This is a genomic window from Comamonas sediminis, from assembly GCF_041107495.1.
Classification (GTDB): Bacteria; Pseudomonadota; Gammaproteobacteria; order Burkholderiales; family Burkholderiaceae_C; genus Comamonas; species Comamonas sediminis.
Window position 1 is genome coordinate 206,224 of sequence record NZ_JBGBDC010000010.1, and the last position, 19,213, is coordinate 225,436.

The 19,213-nt window shown below is 66.2% G+C and carries 17 protein-coding genes; 5 read left to right on the forward strand and 12 right to left on the reverse strand.

Going from position 1 to position 19,213, the window contains the following annotated elements; genetic code table 11:
• Positions 1 to 8: 8 nt before the first annotated feature.
• The 5 genes from AB7A72_RS21290 to AB7A72_RS21310 form a co-directional block, all read right to left on the reverse strand.
• Entirely contained in the window at positions 9 to 1,394 is a 1,386-nt protein-coding gene (locus tag AB7A72_RS21290; RefSeq protein WP_369461080.1) for a PepSY-associated TM helix domain-containing protein, read from the reverse strand.
• 13 nt (positions 1,395 to 1,407) lie between these two features.
• Positions 1,408 to 2,982, reverse strand: a complete 1,575-nt coding sequence (phnE, locus tag AB7A72_RS21295) for a phosphonate ABC transporter, permease protein PhnE (protein WP_407065008.1) — start codon at positions 2,980 to 2,982, stop codon at positions 1,408 to 1,410.
• Positions 2,973 to 3,821, reverse strand: a complete 849-nt coding sequence (locus tag AB7A72_RS21300; RefSeq protein WP_369461081.1) for a phosphonate ABC transporter ATP-binding protein — start codon at positions 3,819 to 3,821, stop codon at positions 2,973 to 2,975. The genes phnE and AB7A72_RS21300 overlap by 10 nt, the downstream gene beginning before the upstream one ends.
• A gap of 74 nt (positions 3,822 to 3,895) precedes the next feature.
• The gene (locus tag AB7A72_RS21305) at positions 3,896 to 4,780 is read right to left on the reverse strand and encodes a putative selenate ABC transporter substrate-binding protein (protein ID WP_369461082.1); all 885 of its coding nucleotides are present in this window, start codon (positions 4,778 to 4,780) and stop codon (positions 3,896 to 3,898) included.
• A 209-nt stretch (positions 4,781 to 4,989) separates the two neighbouring features.
• Entirely contained in the window at positions 4,990 to 5,892 is a 903-nt protein-coding gene (locus AB7A72_RS21310; RefSeq protein WP_239808986.1) for a LysR family transcriptional regulator, read from the reverse strand.
• Between the two features lie 132 nt (positions 5,893 to 6,024).
• Here AB7A72_RS21310 and AB7A72_RS21315 point away from each other — a divergent pair, with 132 nt between their 5' ends.
• Positions 6,025 to 6,684: an NAD(P)-dependent oxidoreductase gene (locus AB7A72_RS21315; protein ID WP_239808985.1), complete on the forward strand. Its 660-nt coding sequence runs from the start codon at positions 6,025 to 6,027 to the stop codon at positions 6,682 to 6,684.
• Positions 6,685 to 6,703: 19 nt separating this feature from the next.
• Here AB7A72_RS21315 and AB7A72_RS21320 read toward each other — a convergent pair whose 3' ends face one another.
• From AB7A72_RS21320 to AB7A72_RS21330, 3 genes are all read right to left on the reverse strand, one after another.
• Positions 6,704 to 7,501 (reverse strand): alpha/beta fold hydrolase, encoded by a 798-nt coding sequence (locus AB7A72_RS21320; RefSeq protein ID WP_369461083.1) that lies wholly within the window; start codon positions 7,499 to 7,501, stop codon positions 6,704 to 6,706.
• 50 nt (positions 7,502 to 7,551) lie between these two features.
• The gene (locus AB7A72_RS21325; protein WP_369461084.1) at positions 7,552 to 9,084 is read right to left on the reverse strand and encodes a glycosyltransferase family 39 protein; all 1,533 of its coding nucleotides are present in this window, start codon (positions 9,082 to 9,084) and stop codon (positions 7,552 to 7,554) included.
• A 102-nt stretch (positions 9,085 to 9,186) separates the two neighbouring features.
• A complete protein-coding gene (locus AB7A72_RS21330) occupies positions 9,187 to 9,672 on the reverse strand; it encodes a nucleoside deaminase (protein ID WP_312463242.1) in 486 nt (161 codons plus the stop codon).
• Between the two features lie 131 nt (positions 9,673 to 9,803).
• Here AB7A72_RS21330 and AB7A72_RS21335 point away from each other — a divergent pair, with 131 nt between their 5' ends.
• On the forward strand, positions 9,804 to 10,541 hold the full coding sequence (locus AB7A72_RS21335; RefSeq protein ID WP_369461085.1) for a methylated-DNA--[protein]-cysteine S-methyltransferase: 738 nt from the start codon (positions 9,804 to 9,806) through the stop codon (positions 10,539 to 10,541).
• Between the two features lie 81 nt (positions 10,542 to 10,622).
• Here AB7A72_RS21335 and AB7A72_RS21340 read toward each other — a convergent pair whose 3' ends face one another.
• Together AB7A72_RS21340 and AB7A72_RS21345 are read right to left on the reverse strand one after the other, a co-directional pair.
• Positions 10,623 to 11,861: a CaiB/BaiF CoA transferase family protein gene (locus tag AB7A72_RS21340; RefSeq protein ID WP_312413616.1), complete on the reverse strand. Its 1,239-nt coding sequence runs from the start codon at positions 11,859 to 11,861 to the stop codon at positions 10,623 to 10,625.
• A gap of 232 nt (positions 11,862 to 12,093) precedes the next feature.
• Positions 12,094 to 13,284 (reverse strand): acyl-CoA dehydrogenase, encoded by a 1,191-nt coding sequence (locus tag AB7A72_RS21345; protein ID WP_021026966.1) that lies wholly within the window; start codon positions 13,282 to 13,284, stop codon positions 12,094 to 12,096.
• 217 nt (positions 13,285 to 13,501) lie between these two features.
• Between AB7A72_RS21345 and AB7A72_RS21350 the strand changes: the two genes are divergently transcribed.
• From AB7A72_RS21350 to rimO, 3 genes are all read left to right on the forward strand, one after another.
• Positions 13,502 to 14,440 carry a LysR substrate-binding domain-containing protein gene (locus AB7A72_RS21350; protein ID WP_369461086.1) on the forward strand — a complete coding sequence of 313 codons (939 nt, stop codon included), beginning with the start codon at positions 13,502 to 13,504 and terminating at the stop codon, positions 14,438 to 14,440.
• A 153-nt stretch (positions 14,441 to 14,593) separates the two neighbouring features.
• Positions 14,594 to 15,136 (forward strand): polyhydroxyalkanoate synthesis repressor PhaR, encoded by a 543-nt coding sequence (gene phaR / locus AB7A72_RS21355; RefSeq protein WP_021026964.1) that lies wholly within the window; start codon positions 14,594 to 14,596, stop codon positions 15,134 to 15,136.
• Positions 15,137 to 15,376: 240 nt separating this feature from the next.
• On the forward strand, positions 15,377 to 16,789 hold the full coding sequence (rimO, locus tag AB7A72_RS21360; RefSeq protein ID WP_369461087.1) for a 30S ribosomal protein S12 methylthiotransferase RimO: 1,413 nt from the start codon (positions 15,377 to 15,379) through the stop codon (positions 16,787 to 16,789).
• Between the two features lie 84 nt (positions 16,790 to 16,873).
• Here the strand turns inward: rimO and AB7A72_RS21365 are convergent, their stop codons facing one another.
• The gene (locus tag AB7A72_RS21365; protein WP_369461088.1) at positions 16,874 to 17,686 is read right to left on the reverse strand and encodes a PPK2 family polyphosphate kinase; all 813 of its coding nucleotides are present in this window, start codon (positions 17,684 to 17,686) and stop codon (positions 16,874 to 16,876) included.
• Between the two features lie 103 nt (positions 17,687 to 17,789).
• Complete coding sequence (locus AB7A72_RS21370; protein ID WP_313335244.1) at positions 17,790 to 19,178, reverse strand: MATE family efflux transporter; 1,389 nt, start codon at positions 19,176 to 19,178, stop codon at positions 17,790 to 17,792.
• Positions 19,179 to 19,213: the final 35 nt, after the last annotated feature.

The window sequence follows — 19,213 nt, forward strand, 5'->3', positions numbered from 1 at the left end:
TTTTTGACCTATCGGCGCAGGTAGATCCAGGCATCCAGCGCCAGCAGTGCCAACAGGCTGCAGCCCAGCACCGGCAGCAGCCAGCCCAAGGCGGCTGCCACCAGCAACAGGGCCAGCGCAGCAGTACGCGGCAACTGGCGCCATTGGTGGACCAGGGTCAGCTGGCCATGCAGCCATTCGCGGCTGCGGCCCGGGCGCTTGCGCCATTGCAGCCAGCCGGTCAGCGCCATCGCCACAATGCCGGCGCCCAGCAGCACCAGCAAGGCCTGGTTCAGAACACCCCAGCTGCCCATGTGCAGGTCAATGCCCCAGCGCGTCAGCTTGGAGGCCAGCGGGTAGTCGCGGAAGCGGTTGTGGTCCAGCACCTGGCCCTGCGCCAGGTCAATGGCCAGCGCATCCACTTCGGTGGGCCAGGAGCGGTTGATCTCCGTCACCGTCCAGGCCTTGTTGGCAGCGGCTGGCGGCCGGATCTCCAGCTTGGCGGATGCCAGGCCGTGCTGGCGGGCGATTGCCAGCACGCTGTCAAAGTCCTGCGGCATGGGGCCCATACCCGCCATACCGGCCATACCAGCCATGGCCATGGGCGCGGCCTGGTGCTCTGCATGGTCCGCATGCGAGTCTGCGGGCTGGTGGTGGGCATGGGCGCTGCTGGCGTCCGTGCCCAGGCTGGTGTTCAAACGCGGCGTTTGCCAGCCCATCTGCTGCAGCGCCTGGCCAAAATGGCCGCCGGCCCAGCGCGACCAGGTCAGGCCCGTGGCCGAAAGAAACAGCAGGCCCACCAGCAGCCACAGCCCCAAGCCATGGTGCCAGCGGCGCAGCGGAGCATGGGCTACGTGGGCGCCGGCCCGCTGCGGGCGCGACAGCCACCACAGGGCCACACCGCCCAGCGCAGCCACCCACAGCCAGGAGGCCGCCAGTTCGCTGTAGGTGCGGCCCCATTCACCCATCAGCAACTGGCGGTGCAGCAGATCAAGCTGCTTGCGCAGCGGCAGCACGCCGCTGGTGCCATAGACCGTCAGGTCGCCCTGCAGCGCCAGGCTGTAGGGGTTCACAAAGAGGCTGCGGTATTCCGAGGGGCCCAGCGCCGCATCGGCCACCATGACGCGGGTGGTGCTGCGCGCATCGGGCGCCGGGCGCACGGCCAGCACTGCAGCGGATGCCGGCAAGGCCTGCAGGGCGGCCTGCACCTGGGCCGACAGCGGCTGCGCCGGGGCGCCTGGCGCCGATTCGGCCTCCAGCGCGCTGCGGTAGAGCTGGTTTTCCAGCTGGGGCGTCAGCGCATACAGCAGGCCGGTAGCGGCAGCCACCACGATGAACGGCGCGACCAGCAGGCCGATGTACAGATGCAGCCTGCGGATCAGCAGCTGCCAGGTTTTGCGGGAGGAGGGAGACATCAGGGATGGGGGGTCAGCGCATCGCGCGGCGCAAGGCGGCGCTGCTCCAGTCCACCGCCATGCTCAGCAGCAGCATGGCAATGATGACGGTGCTGGCCTGCGCGTAGTGGAACAGCGAGAGTTCGACATACAGCAGCTGGCCCAGACCACCAGCGCCGACAAAGCCGAGGATGGCCGCCATGCGGATGTTCATCTCCCAGCGGTACAGGGTGTAGGCCAGCAACTGCGGCGCGGCCGCTGGGAGCGTGCCGTAGCAAAAGGCCAGCAGGCGGCTGCTGCCGGCCAGGCGCAGCGCCCGGGCGGGAGCGGTAGGCGTATTCTGCAAGGCCTCGGCATAGAGCCGGCCCAGCACCCCGGCCGTGTGCAAGGCCAGCGCCAGCGCGCCGGCCAACGGGCCCAGGCCCACCGCCAGCACGGTGATCGTCGCCCAGACCAGCTCGGGCACCGAGCGCAGCAGGTTGAGCAGCGCGTTCCAGGGTGCGCGCCAGCGCGGCAAGGCCAGCAGCAGCCCGGCCATGGCCGCCAGCAGGCTGCCGATAATGGAAATGGCCAGGGTCTCCCACAACCCTTGGGCCACTTTGCGCAGCCAGGCGGCGCTCAGGTCGGGCGAGAAAAAACCGGCCACGAAGCTGCCCATCGATTGCAGCGCATCGCGGCTGAACAGCGCGGACCAGTCGATGCCGAGCAGCCAGAAGCTGGCCCACAGGCCGATGCCGCCGAGCAGCAGCATGGCCGCGCTGCGCCAGCCAAAAGGCAGCGCACGGGCCGCTGGCGGCGTATCGAGCGCGCGGCGCAGCCACCAGGACAGCAGATCGGCCAGCGCCACCAGCAGCATGAAGGCCAGCAAGATGCTGGCGACCTCGCCGCCATTGAGCATCTTCATCGCCTGGTCCATCAACTGGCCCAGGCCACCCGCGCCCACAAAGCCCATCACCACCGAGGCGCGGATCGCGCATTCCCAGCGGTAGACGGTGTACGAGGTCAGCTCACGCGCCGCTTGCGACAGGCTGCCGTAGAGCAGGGCCTGCAGGCGGCCTGCGCCACTGGCGCGCAAGGCGCGGGCGGGGCCCGGGTCGGTGGATTCCAGAATCTCGGCATACACCTTGGCCAGCATGCCGCCATAGGTCAGGCCCAGGGCCAGCACGCCAGCGGCGGGGCCCAGGCCAAACACCCGCACAAACACCAGCGCCCAGACCAGCTCGGGCACGCCGCGCAGAATGGTCAGCACGCCGCGGGTAAGGGGGTTGAGGCTGACTTTCTCGCGCGCAGCGCCGCTCGCCAGGTAGGACAGCGGCAGCGCCAGCAGCAGCGCCAGCGCCATGCCGGCGGTGGCAATGGCCAGGGTCTCCAGGCTGGCCTGGCCCAGGTAGGCCAGAAACTCCTGGCTGCTCTCGGGCGGCAGAAACTGGGCCAGAAAACCACCGACCACTTTGAGATTGTTGCTGTCAAAAAACGGCGCCAGCGAGAAGCCCGAGGTCTGCAGCATCGGCCACAGTACCACCAGCGCCAGCAGCAGCGCGATGAGCCGGCCTCGGGCGGCAGGGTCGCGGCGCTGTGCGTCGTTGGCAGCGGCAGGCATCAGCGGCATGTGATCACTTCAGCTGCCGGGCTGGACAGCACTTGCGGCGTGGCGCTGCCCATGCTGCCCAGCGTGGGCAATGCGGCCGCACTGCCATCGGCATGGGCATACAGGGCCTGGAGCTGTGCCTGGCTCACCTGCGCAGCGGGCAGGTCAAAGGCAATCCGGCCATCGCGGATGCCGACAATGCGGGCAAAGCAGCGGAGGGCCAGGTCCACCGCATGCAGGCTGGCCACCAAGGTGGCCTGGCGCGCAGCGGCTTCCTGCACCAGCAACTGCACGGTGGCCAGCGACAGCGCAGGGTCGAGCGCGGAGACCGGCTCATCGGCCAGAATCAGCCGGGCCTGCTGGTAGAGCACCCGGGCAATACCCACGCGCTGCAGCTGGCCGCCGGAGAGCTGGTCGCAGCGCGCAAAGAGCTTGTCCTCCATCTGCACACGGACCAGGGCCTCGCGGGCGCCGGAGATGTCTTGCGGGTAGGCCAGCGATGCCAGCGCCTTCCACAGCGGCCACTGGCCCAGGCGGCCGGCCAGCACGGCGGTGACCACGCGCTGGCGCAGCGCAATGGGCGCGCTCTGGTGCACGGTGCCAATCAGGCTGCGCAGCGCTTTGAGCTCGCGCACGGAGGGGGTGGCAGGTGCCGCCGGCAAGGCCTGGCCCAGCACCTGCATGCGGCCGCTGCTGGGCAGGTGGGCCGTGCCGATGGCCGTCAGCAGCGAGGTCTTGCCCGCGCCGGAAGGGCCGATCAGCGCAATGCTCTTGCCCTGGGCCGCCGACAGGCGAATGCCCGCGAGTGCGACAAAACCATTGGTGTGGGTCAGGCCCACATCGTCAAGCACAAAGCTCATGGATCAAATGCTGGAAAAGTGCAGCAGAGGCAGGCGGCATGGGCCCTGCAACAGTGCCCATGCCCGGCGGCCCGTTACTTGAGCAGGCCGGCGGACTTGGCGGCCGCTTCGGTGCCGGCATAGTTCTCGGGCTTGGTCGGGATGAACCTGGAGGCGCGCTGCAGATCCATGATGGCCTTGTGCTCGGGCTTGGCCGGGTCCAGCGCCAGGAAGGCATCGGTGAGCTTCTTGATGATGGCCGGGTCCAGGTCGCCGCGCACGGTCCAGTTGTAGTCAAAGTAGGTGGGGGTGGTGGCGAACACGCGCACCTTGCTGGTGTCCACCTTCTTGGTCTCGACCAGCTTGTCCCATACCGACGTATTGAGCACGCCGGCCTCGGCCTTGCCGGCCGCCACAAAGGCCACGGTGGCGTCATGCGCGCCCGAGTAGGCCACGGTCTTGAAGTCCTTTTCCGGGTTCAGGCCGTCCTGCAGCAGAAAGTAGCGCGGCATCAGGCTGCCCGAGGTGGACGAAGGCGCGCCAAACGCGAAGGTCTTGCCCTTGAGGTCGGCCAGGGTCTGGATGCTGGGGTCGGCCGTGATGAACTTGCTGGTGAACACCGCGTCTTCGGCGCGCTGCACGATCGGGATGGCCGTGCCATTGGTGCGGATCTTTGCCTGCACATAGGTAAAGCCGCCCAGCCAGGCCAGGTCCAGCTTCCTGGTGGCCAGGGATTCAACCACCGCCGCATAGTCGGACACCGGCGTGAACACCACCTTCATGCCCGTCGCCTGCGACAGGTACTCGCCCAGCGGCTTGAACTTGCGCTGAAGCTCCGTGGGTGCCTCGTCGGGGATGGCAGATACGCGCAGCACCGCCGGGGTGTCTGCATGGGCACTGAAGCTTGCCAGGCTGGAGAGGGTGAGCGCGGCCAGCGACAGGCCACGCAGCGCCGAGCGGCGAGCGGTAGAGTGGGTCATAAAGCTTCCGTTCGTTAATCTACCGCCGTCCGGATACACGGCGGTTTAATAGGCCGCGCGGGGTGCGCGCAGCGATAGGGATCCAGGCAGTACACCGACCACCAAGGGAGGATTCTTGCGTATTTGCCAAAACCACCGCTGCCCCTCACGTTCTTTTTAGGCAACAGCGAAGGTGCAAGCGTCCGCTTGGGGCGGCCAGGCAATGCGCTTCAGGACAGCGCCAGCGGCGCAAAGTGGGCCTGCAAGGTGGCCAGCGCCAGCCGCACCCGCGCAGGCAGCGCCTGGCGCTCGGGGGTGAGGGCGGAGATGCGCAGGCTGCCGCAGTCCCAGTCGGGCAGCAGGCGCAGCAGCTGGCCGCTGCGCACCTGGTCAGCCACTTCGAGCGAAAACAGCCGCGCCAGGCCCAGCCCCTCGCTGCACAGCTGCTGCAGCGCGTACTGCTGGTTGCTGATGATGCGTGGCGCCGTGTGCAGCATGACCACCTCGCCGCTGTGGCGGTGCTGCAGCTGCATGCTGGCGCTGGTGGTCTTGCCGATGTTGCGCGCCATCCAGGGCCAGGCCTGCAAGGCCTGCGGGTGCTGCGGCACCGGCCTGCCTTGCGCCAGCGCAGGGGCGGCGCATATCCACCAGGGCAAGGTGCCCAGCGGGCGGGCCACCCAGTGGGAGTCGGGCAGCTCGCCCAGGCGGATGGCGATGTCCACCCGCTCTGCTACCAGGTCGCTGTGCGATTCATCGAGCAGCAGTTGCAGCCGCAGCTGCGGGTGGGCGTGCAGCAACGGAGCCAGCGCCCGGCCCAGAGGTGCGGCCAGGCCCAGCACGGCGGCAATGCGCAGCTCGCCCACTGGCTCGTCGCGCTCGGCATCGAGCTCGGCGCGGGCCTGGCGTGCGGCCTGCAGCATCACTGCGCACTGTGCATAAAAGCGCTGCCCGGCATCGGACAGGCTCAGTCTGCGCGTGGTGCGGTGCATCAGCGGCAGGCCCGCCTGGGCCTCCAGATGCCGCACCTGCTGGCTCACCGCCGAGGCACTCATGCCCAGCAGGCGTGCGGCGGCCGTCATCGAGCCTTGCTCGACCACGGTCGCAAAAATAGCCATGCGCTTGAGGTCTTCCATCGGCTGATTATGAAGCACAGCTTCAAAGAAATGCTTGGATGGGAGGGATTATCAATGCCGCTCGACCGGCATACAGTGGGGTCTTGGCGTGGCGCAGGGGCTGCCCGCCTTTGTCCATGCGAAGGAAATACGATGAAAGTCACACTGATTGGATCGACCGGTTTTGTAGGCGCTGCACTGCTTGATGAACTGCTGCAGCGCGGCCACGAGGTGGTGGCCCTGGTGCGCGACCCCGCCAAGCTCAAGCCCCGCCCGCATCTGCAAGTGCTGCAAGGAGATGTGATGGATGCGGCCGTGGTGCAAAAGGCGGCCACCGGCAGCGATGCCGTGCTATCGGCCTACAACGCAGGCTGGACCAACCCCAATATTTACGAGGACTTCCTCAAGGGCTCGCAGGCCATCGAGGCTGGCACCCGCGCAGCCGGTGTGGCCCGCTACCTGGTGGTGGGCGGCGCAGGCAGCCTGTATGTGAACGGCCAGCAGCTCGTGGATTCGCCCGAGTTCCCCGCCGCCATCAAGCCCGGCGCCAGTGCGGCCCGCGACATGTACAGCGCGCTGCAAAAAGAGACCGCGCTGGACTGGACCGTGCTGAGCCCGCCGGTCGGCTTCCATGGCGGATCAGCCGCGCAAAGCCAGGGCCGCACCGGTCAGTACCGCACCGGCAAGGACGAGCCGCTGTGGCAAGCCGATGGCAGCCCTGGCGATATCTCGGCGGCGGATTTGGCCGTGGCCCTGGTCGATGCGCTGGAGCAGCATCTGCACAGCAAGGCCCGCTTCACGGTCGCCTATTAATCAAAGGCCAAACGCAGGTCTAGCCGGCCTGCGCCAGAAAAGCACGCACCCGGCCGAGCACCTGCTCGGCCATTTCGCGGTGCGGCATATGGTGGGCGCCGGCAATGATCTCGGTCTGGCCACCGCCACCGGCCTGGCGGGCAATGCGCTCGGGGTGTGCGGTGCTCCCGTATTCATCCCGCTCACCATGGATGGCGAGCAGAGGGCATTGCAGGCGGGGCAACCAGGCGTCCACGTTCCAATCGCTAAACGCGGGGCTGAGCCAGGTCTCCGTCCAGGCATCCACGACCCAGCGCGCCTTGCTGCCGTGGTATTTGGCCAGGCGCTCCAATTGCGCAGCGTCCTGGAACAGCGCGCGGGCCTCGGCAATTCCCGCCCGCGTGCGGTCTTCGACAAAGGCCTGGGCGGCGATGGTCACCAGCGCCGTGCAGGCCTGGCCCGCGCCTGCGGCTATCGCAATGCCCATGCCGCCACCCACGCTGTGGCCCAGCAACGCAAAGCGATCCAGGCCCAGATGCTGGCGCACAATGGGGAAGTAAAGCTCCGCCTCTTCAGCCACAAACTGCGCCGACAGCGTGCCGCTGCGCGCATCCGATTGGCCAAAGCCCAGGCGGTCATAGGCGATCACCTGCCGTCCCGTGGCCTGGGCCAGCTGCGCCGGAAAATCGCGCCACAGCGCGACTGAACCCAGCGAGTCATGCAGCAGCACCAGTGGCGCTTTGTGCGTGGTGCCCGGGGTCCAGGTTTTGGCATACAGCCGGCCCTGTGGGGGCAGGCCGATCCAGTGCTCTTGGGCGATGGCGGCGGTGTCGGTCATGGTCTGGGCGGCGAGGGAAATGGCCAGATCTTAGTGGCGCCGTGCGCTGTTTATCTGCCCGCCGGAGACACCACAAAGTTCATCTGCATCTGCGCACGTGCCGGATCGGTCCAGCGGTAGGGCAGCTCGGCCTCCTGCACCTGCAGCATGGCATCGACGGGCCAGGCGGCCCACCACCAGGCATCGGGCGCCGGGTCCTCGGTGGAGATCTGCAACCAGGGCAGGTGCTGGCGGCGGGCGCTTTCAGCGGCCTGCCAGGCGCAGTCCTTATGAAAGCCCGGTTCGTCTGCATCGCAGACCACGATCTTGGCCTGGGGGAACAGAATGCGCATCACGCCGCCGGTGGTGTGGTGCTCGGCCAGCACCATGCCCTGGCCTTGGTAGCCGGCCTGGCGCAAGGTGTTGGCAATCAGGTCCAGCTGCCAGTTGAGGCGGTCGCCCTTGCCGCGCTTGGCATCGCGCAGCGGCGCCAGCAACGCCAGCGACCAGACCAGCACCAGCATGCCCAGACAGGCCAGCAGATAGCGCCGGCGGCTTGTGTCCGACTGGGCCAGCGCCGGCCAGCGGGCCAGCATGTAGAGCGGAAAAATGAGCAGCAGCGGCTGGATCCAGCGGCCATCGAACTTGGCTGCACCTGCCAGCGCCATCAGCACCAGCGCGCCCGCCACCAGCGCCATATAGCGGCGCAGCAGCGGCACCAGCCAGTCAGGCGTGGGGCTGTGATTGACAGCGCCGGTGGCAGCAGCGCGCTGTTGCCAAAAGCGCCCACTGGTCCAGCGCGCCATCAGCAGCAAGGGAAGCACCGCCAGCAGCAAAAAGGCCAGCAGATCCCGCAGGCCGTGGGCCAGGCCGCTGAGGTAGGAGCTGGTCTCTGCTGGATGCAGCTTGTCCAGGGTGGCGCCGCTGGCCGCTTGCCAGTGCTCCAGCACCCACCAGGCATGGGGGGCGACCAGCGCGATGCTGATCAGCGGCGTGAGCCACCAGCCGCGCGACAACAGTGCGCGGCGCGTGCTGGCCATGCTCAGGCAGGCCAGCAGCAGGGTGACGGCGACCAGCAGGTAGCTGTACTTGGACAGCATGCCCCAGGCGACGACGAGGCCCAGGTAGACAAAGCCCAGCGGGCGCGGCTGGCGCAACTGGCGCAGCAGCAACCACCAGGTGGCGCAGATGGCGCAGGTCAGCATCACCGTATGGGTCTGGTCGCGCAGCAACTGCCAGGCAATGCCGGGCAGCCAGGTCATGCCGGCAGCGGCCAGCCAGGCCTGGCGCGCGGGCAGCACCTGGCGTGCGGCCAGCAGCATAAAGACAAAGCTCAGCGCGATCAGGCTGTTTTTCAGCAGCACCACGGCCAGGGTGCTCGGGCCCAGCACCCCCACCAGGCCCCATTGCAGCCAGGTGTAGAGCGGCGGCTGGGGCCCATAGCCCAGCGCCAGTTGCTGGGACCAGACCAGCTGCTCGTTCTGGTCCCAGGACACGCCGTGCGAAGCCAGCAGGCGGCTGGCCATGACCAGTACAAACAGCGCAGCAATCCAGCGCAGTGCTTGGCGGTCAACGGCAGGGGGCGGGGCAGAAGGCGGGGTCATGCAAGCGGAGGGAAGGGCGGCATGGCCGCCAAAAATAGCTGCCCGATCATAAGGGGCAGACGTAAAGCCAGCGCAAAGCGCGAAGGCCAGGTAAGGCGCTTGTCAGCCCGCGCTGGGCCAGGGCGCATCGCCATACAGCTGCGCTGCGCTGATGCCCAGATTCAGCCGGTGGATAGGCAGGGGCGGCGGTTGCAGTTGCAAGCCCAGGCGCTGGTAGACGCCTTCGCTCGACAGCCCGAAGGGCGCCGCATCGGCATTGTCAAATGCAAAAAACACCTGCTTGGCCTGGCCCGCCACTATTGCTGCCAGGCACATGGGGCAGGGGTGGCCGGAGGCATAGACCGTCAGCCCCTGCAGATGCGGCAGCTGGCGCTGGTGGCAGCAGTCGCGGATGGCTTCCATCTCGGCGTGGCCGGTCATGTCCTGCGTCTGGCTGATGGTGTTCACGCCCCGGCCCAGAATGCGGCCCGCATCATCGGCAATTGCTGCGGCAAAGGGGCGGCCTTTGTGCAGATGGCGGTTGTGGTGGGCGCTGTCCAGCACCTCGCGCATGATGGCGGCGTGCTGGGCTTGCAGGGTGTCGGTCATGGGGATCTTCTTATCGGGGAACACGGGCTTGATTGTCCTGGCAGCCCAGGGGGCAGCGCGGCTTGGGCGGCAAAGGCTGACAGTGGCACTGCGGCTTGCGGGGTCGGCATGGTGGGGGCAAGATGCGGGGCATGAACACTGAGCCGCTTTCTTCCCGCTCCCTGCCCGGCGATGCCTGGGATGCTGCGCAAACGGGCCATGCCTTGTTCCGCACCCGCCTGGGTGTTTGTGGCATTGCCTGGGGTGCGCAAGCCGTTGTCGCGCTGCGGCTGCCCGAGCCCAGCCTGGAGGCTACACAGATGCGCCTGCTGGAGCATGCCCGCCAGCGCCGCGAGGGCTTGTGGCCACAAGCCCAGGCGCCCGGTGATCTGAGTGCCCAGGCTTTGCAGGCGGTGGCCGGCGTGCAGTGGCTGCTGGCCGGGCGCCAGGAGACCGGTGAACCGGAGGGCAGCGCGCGCTGGCCGGATGCACCTGCCCCCGTGCTGGGCGACTTGCGCAGCTTGCTGACCCTGAACCGCTGGTCCGCGCACAGCGGTTTGCCGCTGCTCGATGATGTGGTGCTCGACTGGCATGGGGTGCCGGATTTTTCGCGTGCGGTCTACCAGCTGGCACTGGCCATTGAGCCGGGGCAGACGCGCAGCTATGGTGAGCTTGCCGACGACTTGGGGGGCAGGGGGATGGCCCGTGCGGTAGGCCAGGCGCTGGGGGCCAACCCCTTTGCACCCGTGGTGCCCTGCCACCGCATCTTGGCGGCGCATGGCGCGCGCGGCGGCTTCTCAGCCAATGGCGGCACGCGCACCAAGCTGCAGCTGCTGGAGTGGGAGGGTGCAGCGCTGGGCGACGGCATCAGCCTGGGCTTGTTTGACTGAGCCTCTCAAGGGATGAAAAAAGGGCCGCGTTGCGGCCCTTGGTGCATGGAAGCAATAGCCCCTAGCCCTTTGAACAGGTTCTTAGACCACGCCTTCGCTGTGCAGCTGCGCAATCTGCGCGGGCGAGCGGCCCAGCTCGGCCAGGATCTCGTCGGTGTGCTGGCCCATCGCGGGCGGCGGGCGGCGCACCACCGGCGGGGTGGCGGTCAGCCGCATGGGGCTGGCGACGGTGCTGATCGTACCGATCTGGTCGCCGGCATCGCGCGGGATCTGCACATGCAGGCCGCGTGCAATCACCTGCGCATCGTCAAAGGCCTGGGCGATGTTGTTGATGGGGCCGCAGGGGACGGCCTTGTCTTCGAGCAGCGCAATCCATTCGGCGGTGGTGCGGGTCTTCATCAACGGGTACATCAGCTCCTGCAAATCCTTGCGGTGGATGATGCGGCCCGAGTTGCGGGTAAAGCGCGGGTCCTGTGCCCAGGCCTCGTTGCCGGTGGCGGCGCAAAAGCGCGCGAACTGGCCGTCGTTGCCAATGGCCAGCAGCACATTGCCGTCCTTGCTGGGGAAATCCTGGTAGGGGCCCACGCTGGGGTGGATATTGCCTGCGCGCTGCGGAATATCGTCTGCATTCAGGTAGCCCACGGCCTGGTTGGCCAGCACGGCCATGCCCACATCCAACAGCGCCATGTCGATGTGCTGGCCTTCGCCGGTCCGGTGGCGTGCCTGCAGTGCGGCCAGGATCGAGCAGCAGGAGTAAATACCGGTGAACACATCGGTGACCGCAACACCGACCTTGAGCGGGCCGCCACCGGGCTCGCCATCAGGGTGGCCGGTGATGCTCATCATGCCGCTCATCGCCTGCACCATCAGGTCGTAGCCGGCGCGCGGGGCGTAGGGGCCGGTCTGGCCAAAGCCGGTGACCGAACAGTAGATCAGGCGCGGGTTGATCTTGCGCAGGCTTTCATAGTCCAGGCCATAGGCCTTGAGGCCGCCGACCTTGAAGTTCTCGACGAGGATGTCGGCATCCTTGGCCAGCTCGACGATCAGCGCCTGGCCCTGGGGCGAGGCCATGTCGATGGTGATGCTGCGCTTGTTGCGGTTGCAGCAGGTGTAGTAGCTGGCCTGCTCGGTCTTGGTGCCGTCATCGGTGTGCAGGTAGGGAGGGCCCCAGTGGCGCGTGTCGTCACCGGCCTCGGGCCGCTCGACCTTGATCACCTCGGCGCCCAGGTCACCGAGCATCTGCGCGCACCAGGGGCCGGCCAGCACCCGCGACAGATCCAGAACTTTGATGCCGTCCAGCGGCGCGATGGGTGCGGTCATAGTGTCTCCAAATTCGATAGCTGCCCATGCATGTGCAGTAGGCATTGCAGCAAGAAATTTCTGCAAAACTCGCCGATGGTACGTGCGGCCTCAGGGCGGCGCCATTCGCATCCGGCAAGGGGGTGGTTAAGCGATCACAAAACACCACAACCCACCCACGCAGCGCCTGCGGTGAAGTGGGTTGTGGGCAGGCATGCAGCGGGCGCTGCATGCGATGGGGCTCGGGCCGTTCTTAATTGGCGAACGCGGCGATGCCGGTCTGGGCGCGACCCAGGATCAGCGCGTGCACATCATGCGTGCCTTCGTAGGTGTTCACCACTTCCAGGTTGACCAGGTGGCGCGCCACACCGAACTCGTCGCTGATGCCGTTGCCGCCCATCATGTCGCGGGCCAGGCGGGCAATGTCCAGCGACTTGCCGCAGTTGTTGCGCTTGATCAGCGAAGTGATCTCGATGACGTTCTGGTGCTCGTCCTTCATGCGGCCCACGCGCAGCGCCGCTTGCAGGCCCAGCGTGATTTCGGTCTGCATGTCGGCCAGCTTTTTCTGGATCAGCTGGTTGGCAGCCAGCGGGCGGCCAAACTGCTTGCGGTCCATCGTGTACTGGCGCGCGGTGTGCCAGCAGAACTCGGCCGCACCCATCGCGCCCCAGGCAATGCCAAAGCGGGCGCTGTTGAGGCAGGTGAAGGGGCCCTTCAAACCACGCACTTCGGGGAAGGCGTTTTCTTCCGGCACAAACACATCGTCCATGACGATTTCGCCGGTGATCGAGGCACGCAGGCCCACCTTGCCGTGGATCGCAGGAGCCGACAGGCCCTTCATGCCCTTTTCCAGCACAAAGCCACGGATCTGGCCGACGGCGCCGCCTTCGGAGACTTCCTTGGCCCAGACCACGAACACATCGGCGATGGGGCTGTTGGTGATCCACATCTTGCTGCCCTTGAGCTTGTAGCCGCCGTCCACCTTGTAGGCGCGGGTGGCCATGCTGCCAGGGTCGGAGCCGTGGTCAGGCTCGGTCAGGCCAAAGCAGCCGATGAACTCGCCCGATGCCAGCTTGGGCAGGTACTTCTGCTTTTGCGCTTCGGTGCCGAACTCGTTGATCGGCACCATCACCAGCGAGGACTGGACCGAGGCCATCGAGCGGTAGCCCGAGTCGATGTACTCGATCTCGCGCGCCACCAGGCCGTAGCTCACGTAGTTGAGGCCGGCGCCACCGTACTCGGTCGGGATGGTGGGTCCCAGCAGGCCCAGCTCGCCCATCTCACGGAAGATGCTTGTGTCCACCGATTCCTTGCGGAACATTTCCTGCACGCGTGGTGCCAGCTTGTCGCGGCAATAGGCACGGGCCGCGTCGCGGATCATGCGCTCGTCTTCGGTCAGTTGTTCGTCGAGGTGGAAGGGATCTTCCCAGGTGAATTGCGCCATGTCTGCTCCTTGGATCGGTATTCGCTTATCGAAAGGCGGGGGCCGGACGCCGATGCGCTGCCCTGCCAAAACAGCCGCCATGGTAGACCCGCGCTAGCGGCGGGGCAAACGATTGTTTATCATCCAGATATGCGACCTACGCATTTATAAAAACGCATGCACTGGGTAATGCCAGAGAAAGATGCAGTGATGCCATGCGTCACATCGGAGACAAGATATGCGCCGAATGATTCCCTCGACCCAGGCGCTGGCCTGTTTTGAGGCCGCCGCCCGCCACGAGAGCTATACCCGCGCCGCCCAGGAGCTGGCGCTGACGCAAAGCGCCGTCTCGCGCCAGATCATTGCGCTGGAAGAGCAACTGGGCGTGCAGCTGTTCAAGCGCTCGCGCCACGGCATGGTGCTGACGCCTGCGGGTCACCAGTACAGCCATCAGGTGGCGCAGTGGCTGCAGGGCATTGAGCGCGGCACCTTGGACATCATGGCCCACCAGGGCGCAGGCGGCGCGATCAGCATTGCGGCCGTGCCCACCTTTGCGACCCGCTGGCTGTTGCCGCGCCTGCCGCAGTTTTTGCAGCAGCATCCCGGCGTGGTCGTGCATATCGATGTGCAGACCCGGCCCTTTGCGTTTGCCGAGCGCCTGGTCGATGCCGCCATCTATGCCGGTACTGCCGAGCAGGCGCGCCAATGGCCGGGTACACAGGCGACCTGGTTGATGGACGAGGTGATCGTGCCGGTCTGCAGCCCGCGCCTGTTGGAAGGCGCCACCCAACGCGGGCGCGGCCGAGCCTACCTGACCGTATCGCCCCAGGTGCTGGCGCAGCTGCCGCTGCTGCAGCAAAGCACCCGGCCCGATGGTTGGCGCAAGTGGTTTGATGCTGCCGGTGTACCGGCCCCCCATGCGCTCGATGGCCCGCGCTATGAGCTGTTCTCGATGTTGGCCGTGGCCGCAGCAGCGGGCATGGGGGTGGCGCTGATTCCGCCGATGCTGATCGAGGATGAGCTGGCCCGGGGCGAGCTGGTGGTTGCCTGCGAGCAGCCGTTGAAAGGCAGCCGCGCCTACTACTGGATGACCCCGCTGGCGACCGAGCCCATGCCCGCCCAGCCTGCGCTGCATGCCTTTGGCCACTGGCTCAAAGGCCGGGCGGGCGCCTCTTAGAACAGGTTCTTAGGGTAAGTGCTGCAGCGCAACAGGCCTCCGCCGTCACTACAATCTAAAAATTGCCTTAGAGGTAAAAACCGCCGTCCCAGAGACTAGGATGGTCGGTATTCCTATAACGCCCGCCGTTGGCGAGAGACACAGGAGATCCGCGTGCCGGAAAACACCCCAGGAACAGCTACCGCGTCCGAGCGCGTCGTCAAGAAATACCCCAACCGCCGTCTGTACGACACCCAGACCTCTGCCTACATCACCTTGGCCGAGGTCAAGGCGCTGGTCATGCAGAACGAGCCCATCGTCGTCAAGGACGCCAAGACCGGCGAGGACCTGACGCGCAGCATTCTGCTGCAGATCATTCTCGATGAGGAAGCCGGCGGCGCGCCGATGTTCACCGAGGCCATGCTGGTCAACATCATCCGCTTCTACGGCCATGCGATGCAGGGCTTCATGGGCTCCTACCTGGAGCGCAATGTGCAGCTGTTCACGGAGATGCAAGGCCGCTTTGCCGACCAGATGAAGGGTGCCACGCCCGAGATGTGGCGCAACTTTCTGGGCATGCCGATGCCCGGCGTGCCAGGCATGCCCGATGCGAGCAACTACCAGGCCCAGTCGCAGCAGTTCTTCCAGCAGATGCAGGAGCAGATGCAAAAGCAGACGGAGCAGATGCTGACGGCTTTTGGGATCAAGCGGCCTTGAAGCAGGCCATCTAAAGCGTCGGCTGCCGTGCTGCCATCAAGCAGCTAGGCATGCGGATGCGGGTGCAATTTTCGCCAACCCACCCGTGATCAACCGCCATCTACCGGAAGTTTCGGTAGATGGCGGTTTTTGTTGCTGTAGCGCCCACGCCTGCGGGTCTATACCCCAGGGGCGGAGCCTGTCAGGGCGCCTGCTTTAAAATACCGCCCAAATTAGTTGCCAGGTTCCCCTGCAAGAAAAATGAATACCGATTCCCACGCTGCCACTGCGACGCTCGACGCCAACCGAACCCCCAAGGTGGGGTTCGTCAGTTTGGGCTGCCCCAAAGCCCTTACCGACAGCGAGCTGATCCTGACGCAGTTGAGCGCCGAGGGGTACCAGACCTCCAAGACCTTTGAAGGCGCCGATCTGGTGATCGTCAACACCTGCGGCTTCATTGACGACGCCGTGCGCGAAAGCCTGGACACGATTGGCGAGGCGCTGGCTGAGAACGGCAAGGTGATCGTGACCGGTTGCCTGGGCGCCAAGATGGGCGACGGCGGCGGCAACCTCGTCAAGCAGATGCACCCCAGCGTGCTGGCGGTAACGGGCCCCCATGCCACGCAAGAGGTGATGGACGCGGTCCACACCAACCTGCCCAAGCCGCATGACCCCTTCATCGACCTGGTGCCCGGCAGCTTTGGCGAGGCGGGCATCAAGCTCACGCCCAAGCACTATGCCTACCTGAAGATTTCCGAAGGCTGCAACCACCGCTGCACCTTCTGCATCATCCCCTCGATGCGCGGTGATCTGGTCAGCCGCCCGATTGGCGATGTGCTCAAGGAAGCCAAGGCGCTGTTTGCCGGTGGCGTCAAGGAGCTGCTGGTGATCAGCCAGGACACCTCCGCCTACGGTGTCGATGTGAAGTACCGCACCGGTTTCTGGGACGGCAAGCCGGTGAAGACCCGCATGCTGGAGCTGGTGGAAGCGCTGGGCGAGCTGGCCAAGCCGTATGGGGCATGGGTGCGCCTGCACTATGTGTACCCGTATCCCACGGTGGACGCGATCGTGCCGCTGATGGCCCAAGGCCTGGTGCTGCCGTATCTGGATGTGCCACTGCAGCACAGCCACCCCGATGTACTCAAGCGCATGAAGCGCCCGGCCAGCGGCGAACGCAATCTGGAGCGCATCCGTGAGTGGCGTGCGATCTGCCCCGAGCTGGTGATCCGCTCGACCTTTATTGCCGGCTTCCCCGGCGAGACCGAAGAAGAGTTTGAGCACCTGCTGGACTTTATCCGTGAGGCCGAGATTGACCGCGCAGGCTGCTTTGCCTATAGCCCGGTGGAAGGCGCCACGGCCAACGAGCTGCCCGGCATGCTGCCCGCTGAGGTGCGCGAAGCGCGCCGCGCCCGTTTCATGGAAGTGGCCGAAGAGGTGTCCGCCAAGCGCCTGGAGCGCCGTGTGGGCCAGACCATGCAGGTGCTGGTCGACAAGGCCATCGGCCTGGGCAAGAAGGGTGGCATCGCCCGTACCTATGCCGATGCGCCCGAGATCGACGGTGTCGTGCACCTGCTGCCGCCCGAGAAGCTCAGCAAGACCTACAAGGTCGGCGAGCTGATCAAGGTGCGCATTGTGCGCAGCCAGGGCCATGACCTGGTGGGTGTGCCGGTTTAGACACTGGATCGTAGACAAAGCAAAGGGGCCTTGCTGTTGCAGCAGGCCCCTTTTCTGTGGTCGGTGCGCTTTTGCCGGGCGCGCTTATTCGACCTGCAGGCCGACCAGTTCGGGGAAATCGACCGGGTACTGCGGCTGCATGTCGAGCAGGCAGTGGTTGAGCAAGGTGTTGACCATCAGGTTGCGGTGCAGCTTGTTGTCGGCCGGCACCACATACCAGGGCGCATGCGCGGTGGAAGTGGCTTCCAGCAGGTCCTCGTAGGCCTGTTGGTAGGCGTCCCACTGCTTGCGCACCGCGAGGTCATCGAGGCTGAACTTCCAGCGTTTTTCCGGCACATCGATGCGCTCCTGCAGCCGAACGCGCTGTTCGTCCTTGCTGATATGCAGCATGCATTTGAGTACGGTGGTGCCGTTCTCGGCCAGCAGGCGCTCGAAGTCATTGATCTGCGCATAGCGCTGCTTGGCGACCTGCGGCGTGATCCAGCCGTTGACCAGCGGCACCAGCACGTCTTCATAATGGCTGCGGTTCCAGATACCGATCTCGCCCTTGGCGGGCACCACCGCATGGCAGCGCCACAGGTAGTCGTGCGAGAGCTCTTCCTTGCTCGGGCTTTTGAAGGTGGCCATGCGCAGGCTCTGCGGTCCCGTGGTTTTGAACACGCCGCGCACGGTGCCGTCCTTGCCGCTGGTGTCCGTGCCTTGCAGCACCAACAGTACCGAGCGCTTGTTCTCGCCCTGCAGCGGGCGCATCAGCTGCGCCAGCTGCTTGTTGAGCGTCTTCAGGTCCTTTTCCTGGGCCTTGACAGTGCCATGTGCAAACGGTGTGGCGGCCGGGTCGTAGTCGGCCAGATGGACGGGGCCCTTGACGGGCACGCGGTAGTTATCAAGCTTGGGCATAAAGGCGGATCGTTGAAGGCAGGCTGCTGCAGCTGGCCATGATTTCAGTTTTTACGGCGCTTGTCACCTGGGCTGGTGGGCGCAGCGCCTGGGCGTGGCGCGCTCAGACCATCTTGCGGATCGGGCGCTTTTTCCAGATGGCCTGGTAGTACCAGGTTTGCAGCGCCAATGTGATGCCGTAGGAGACCGGGAAGGCCATCCAGATGCCCACCAGGCCAAAGTGGCGGCTGAACAGCCAGGCCAGCGGCAGCTCCAGCGTGGCGATCACGCCGATGGTGATCAACGTGGGGATCAGCACATCACCGCTGGCACGCATCAGCGCTGCCAGGGACGCGAAGGCGCCAAACAGCAGACCGCTCCACAGCACAATGCGCAGCAGTTCCACGGCCACATGCAGCACCTCCTGATCGGTGATGAAGATCGACAGCAAAGGCCTGGCGAAGAGGGTGCCGAGCAACGCGGTGGCGCCCCCGATGGCCAGGTTGATCTGCATCGCTGTGCGCGCAATGGCGGGCAGGCGTTCGCTGCGGCCGGCGCCGATCGACTGGGCGGCCAGAATGGAGGCGGTGATGGCGATCGAGATCAGCGGAAACTGCGCGAACGCATTGATCTGGTTCACGGCGCCGTAGGCGGCGGTGGCGTTGGATCCAAATCCGTTGATCAGCGACAGGACGACCAGGCCGGCCAGCGAGGTAGCGATCATCAGCACGCCGGTGGGGATGCCCACGCGCAGCACGCCGCGCAGCAAGCCCCAATCCGGGCGCATGGCGCGCAACAGCGCCCTATTGGGTGCCAGCACGCTGCGCTTGCGGCGCAGCTGCACCGTCAGCCAGACCAGGGCGATGCTGAAGCCCAGGATCATCGACACCCCGGCGCTGGCCACGCCCAGGCGCGGCAGGCCGCCCCAGCCGGCAATCAGCGCCGGGGTGCTGACCAGGCCGATGCCGGTGGACACGATCAGCGACCACATGGGCGTGAGTGTGTCGCCGACGCCGCGCAGCAGCGAGGTGAACAGCAGGAAGATGAACAGCCCGGGCATGCCCAGCAAGACGATGCGCGAATACACTGTGGCCTGCTCGAGGATATCGGCTGGGGTACCCAGCAGCCGCATGATGGGCTGGGTGAACAGGCCGCCAAACAGCGCCACCGCCGCCCCCATGGCCAGCCCGGTCAGCAAGGTGGTGCCGGCAATGGCACGGACCTTGTCGGGCTGCCCCGCGCCCCATGCCTGGCCAATCAGCACCGAGGCGCCAGCGCCCAGGCCGATGACAAACGCAATAAAGACAAACATGACCGGGAAGAAGGCCGCGACCGCAGCCAGCGCCTTGACCCCCATCATCTGACCGAGAAACATGCTGTTGAGCGTGCCCGAGAGTGACTGGAGGATGTTGGACAGCAGCATGGGGCCCAGAAACACCATGAACACTTGCCACAGGGGGCGTACAGGCGGGGCGGGCGGCGCAGCCTGCGTGAGGGGAAGGGGCGAAGACATGGGGGCGTGTGTAGTCGGGGGAACGGGACTGTAGC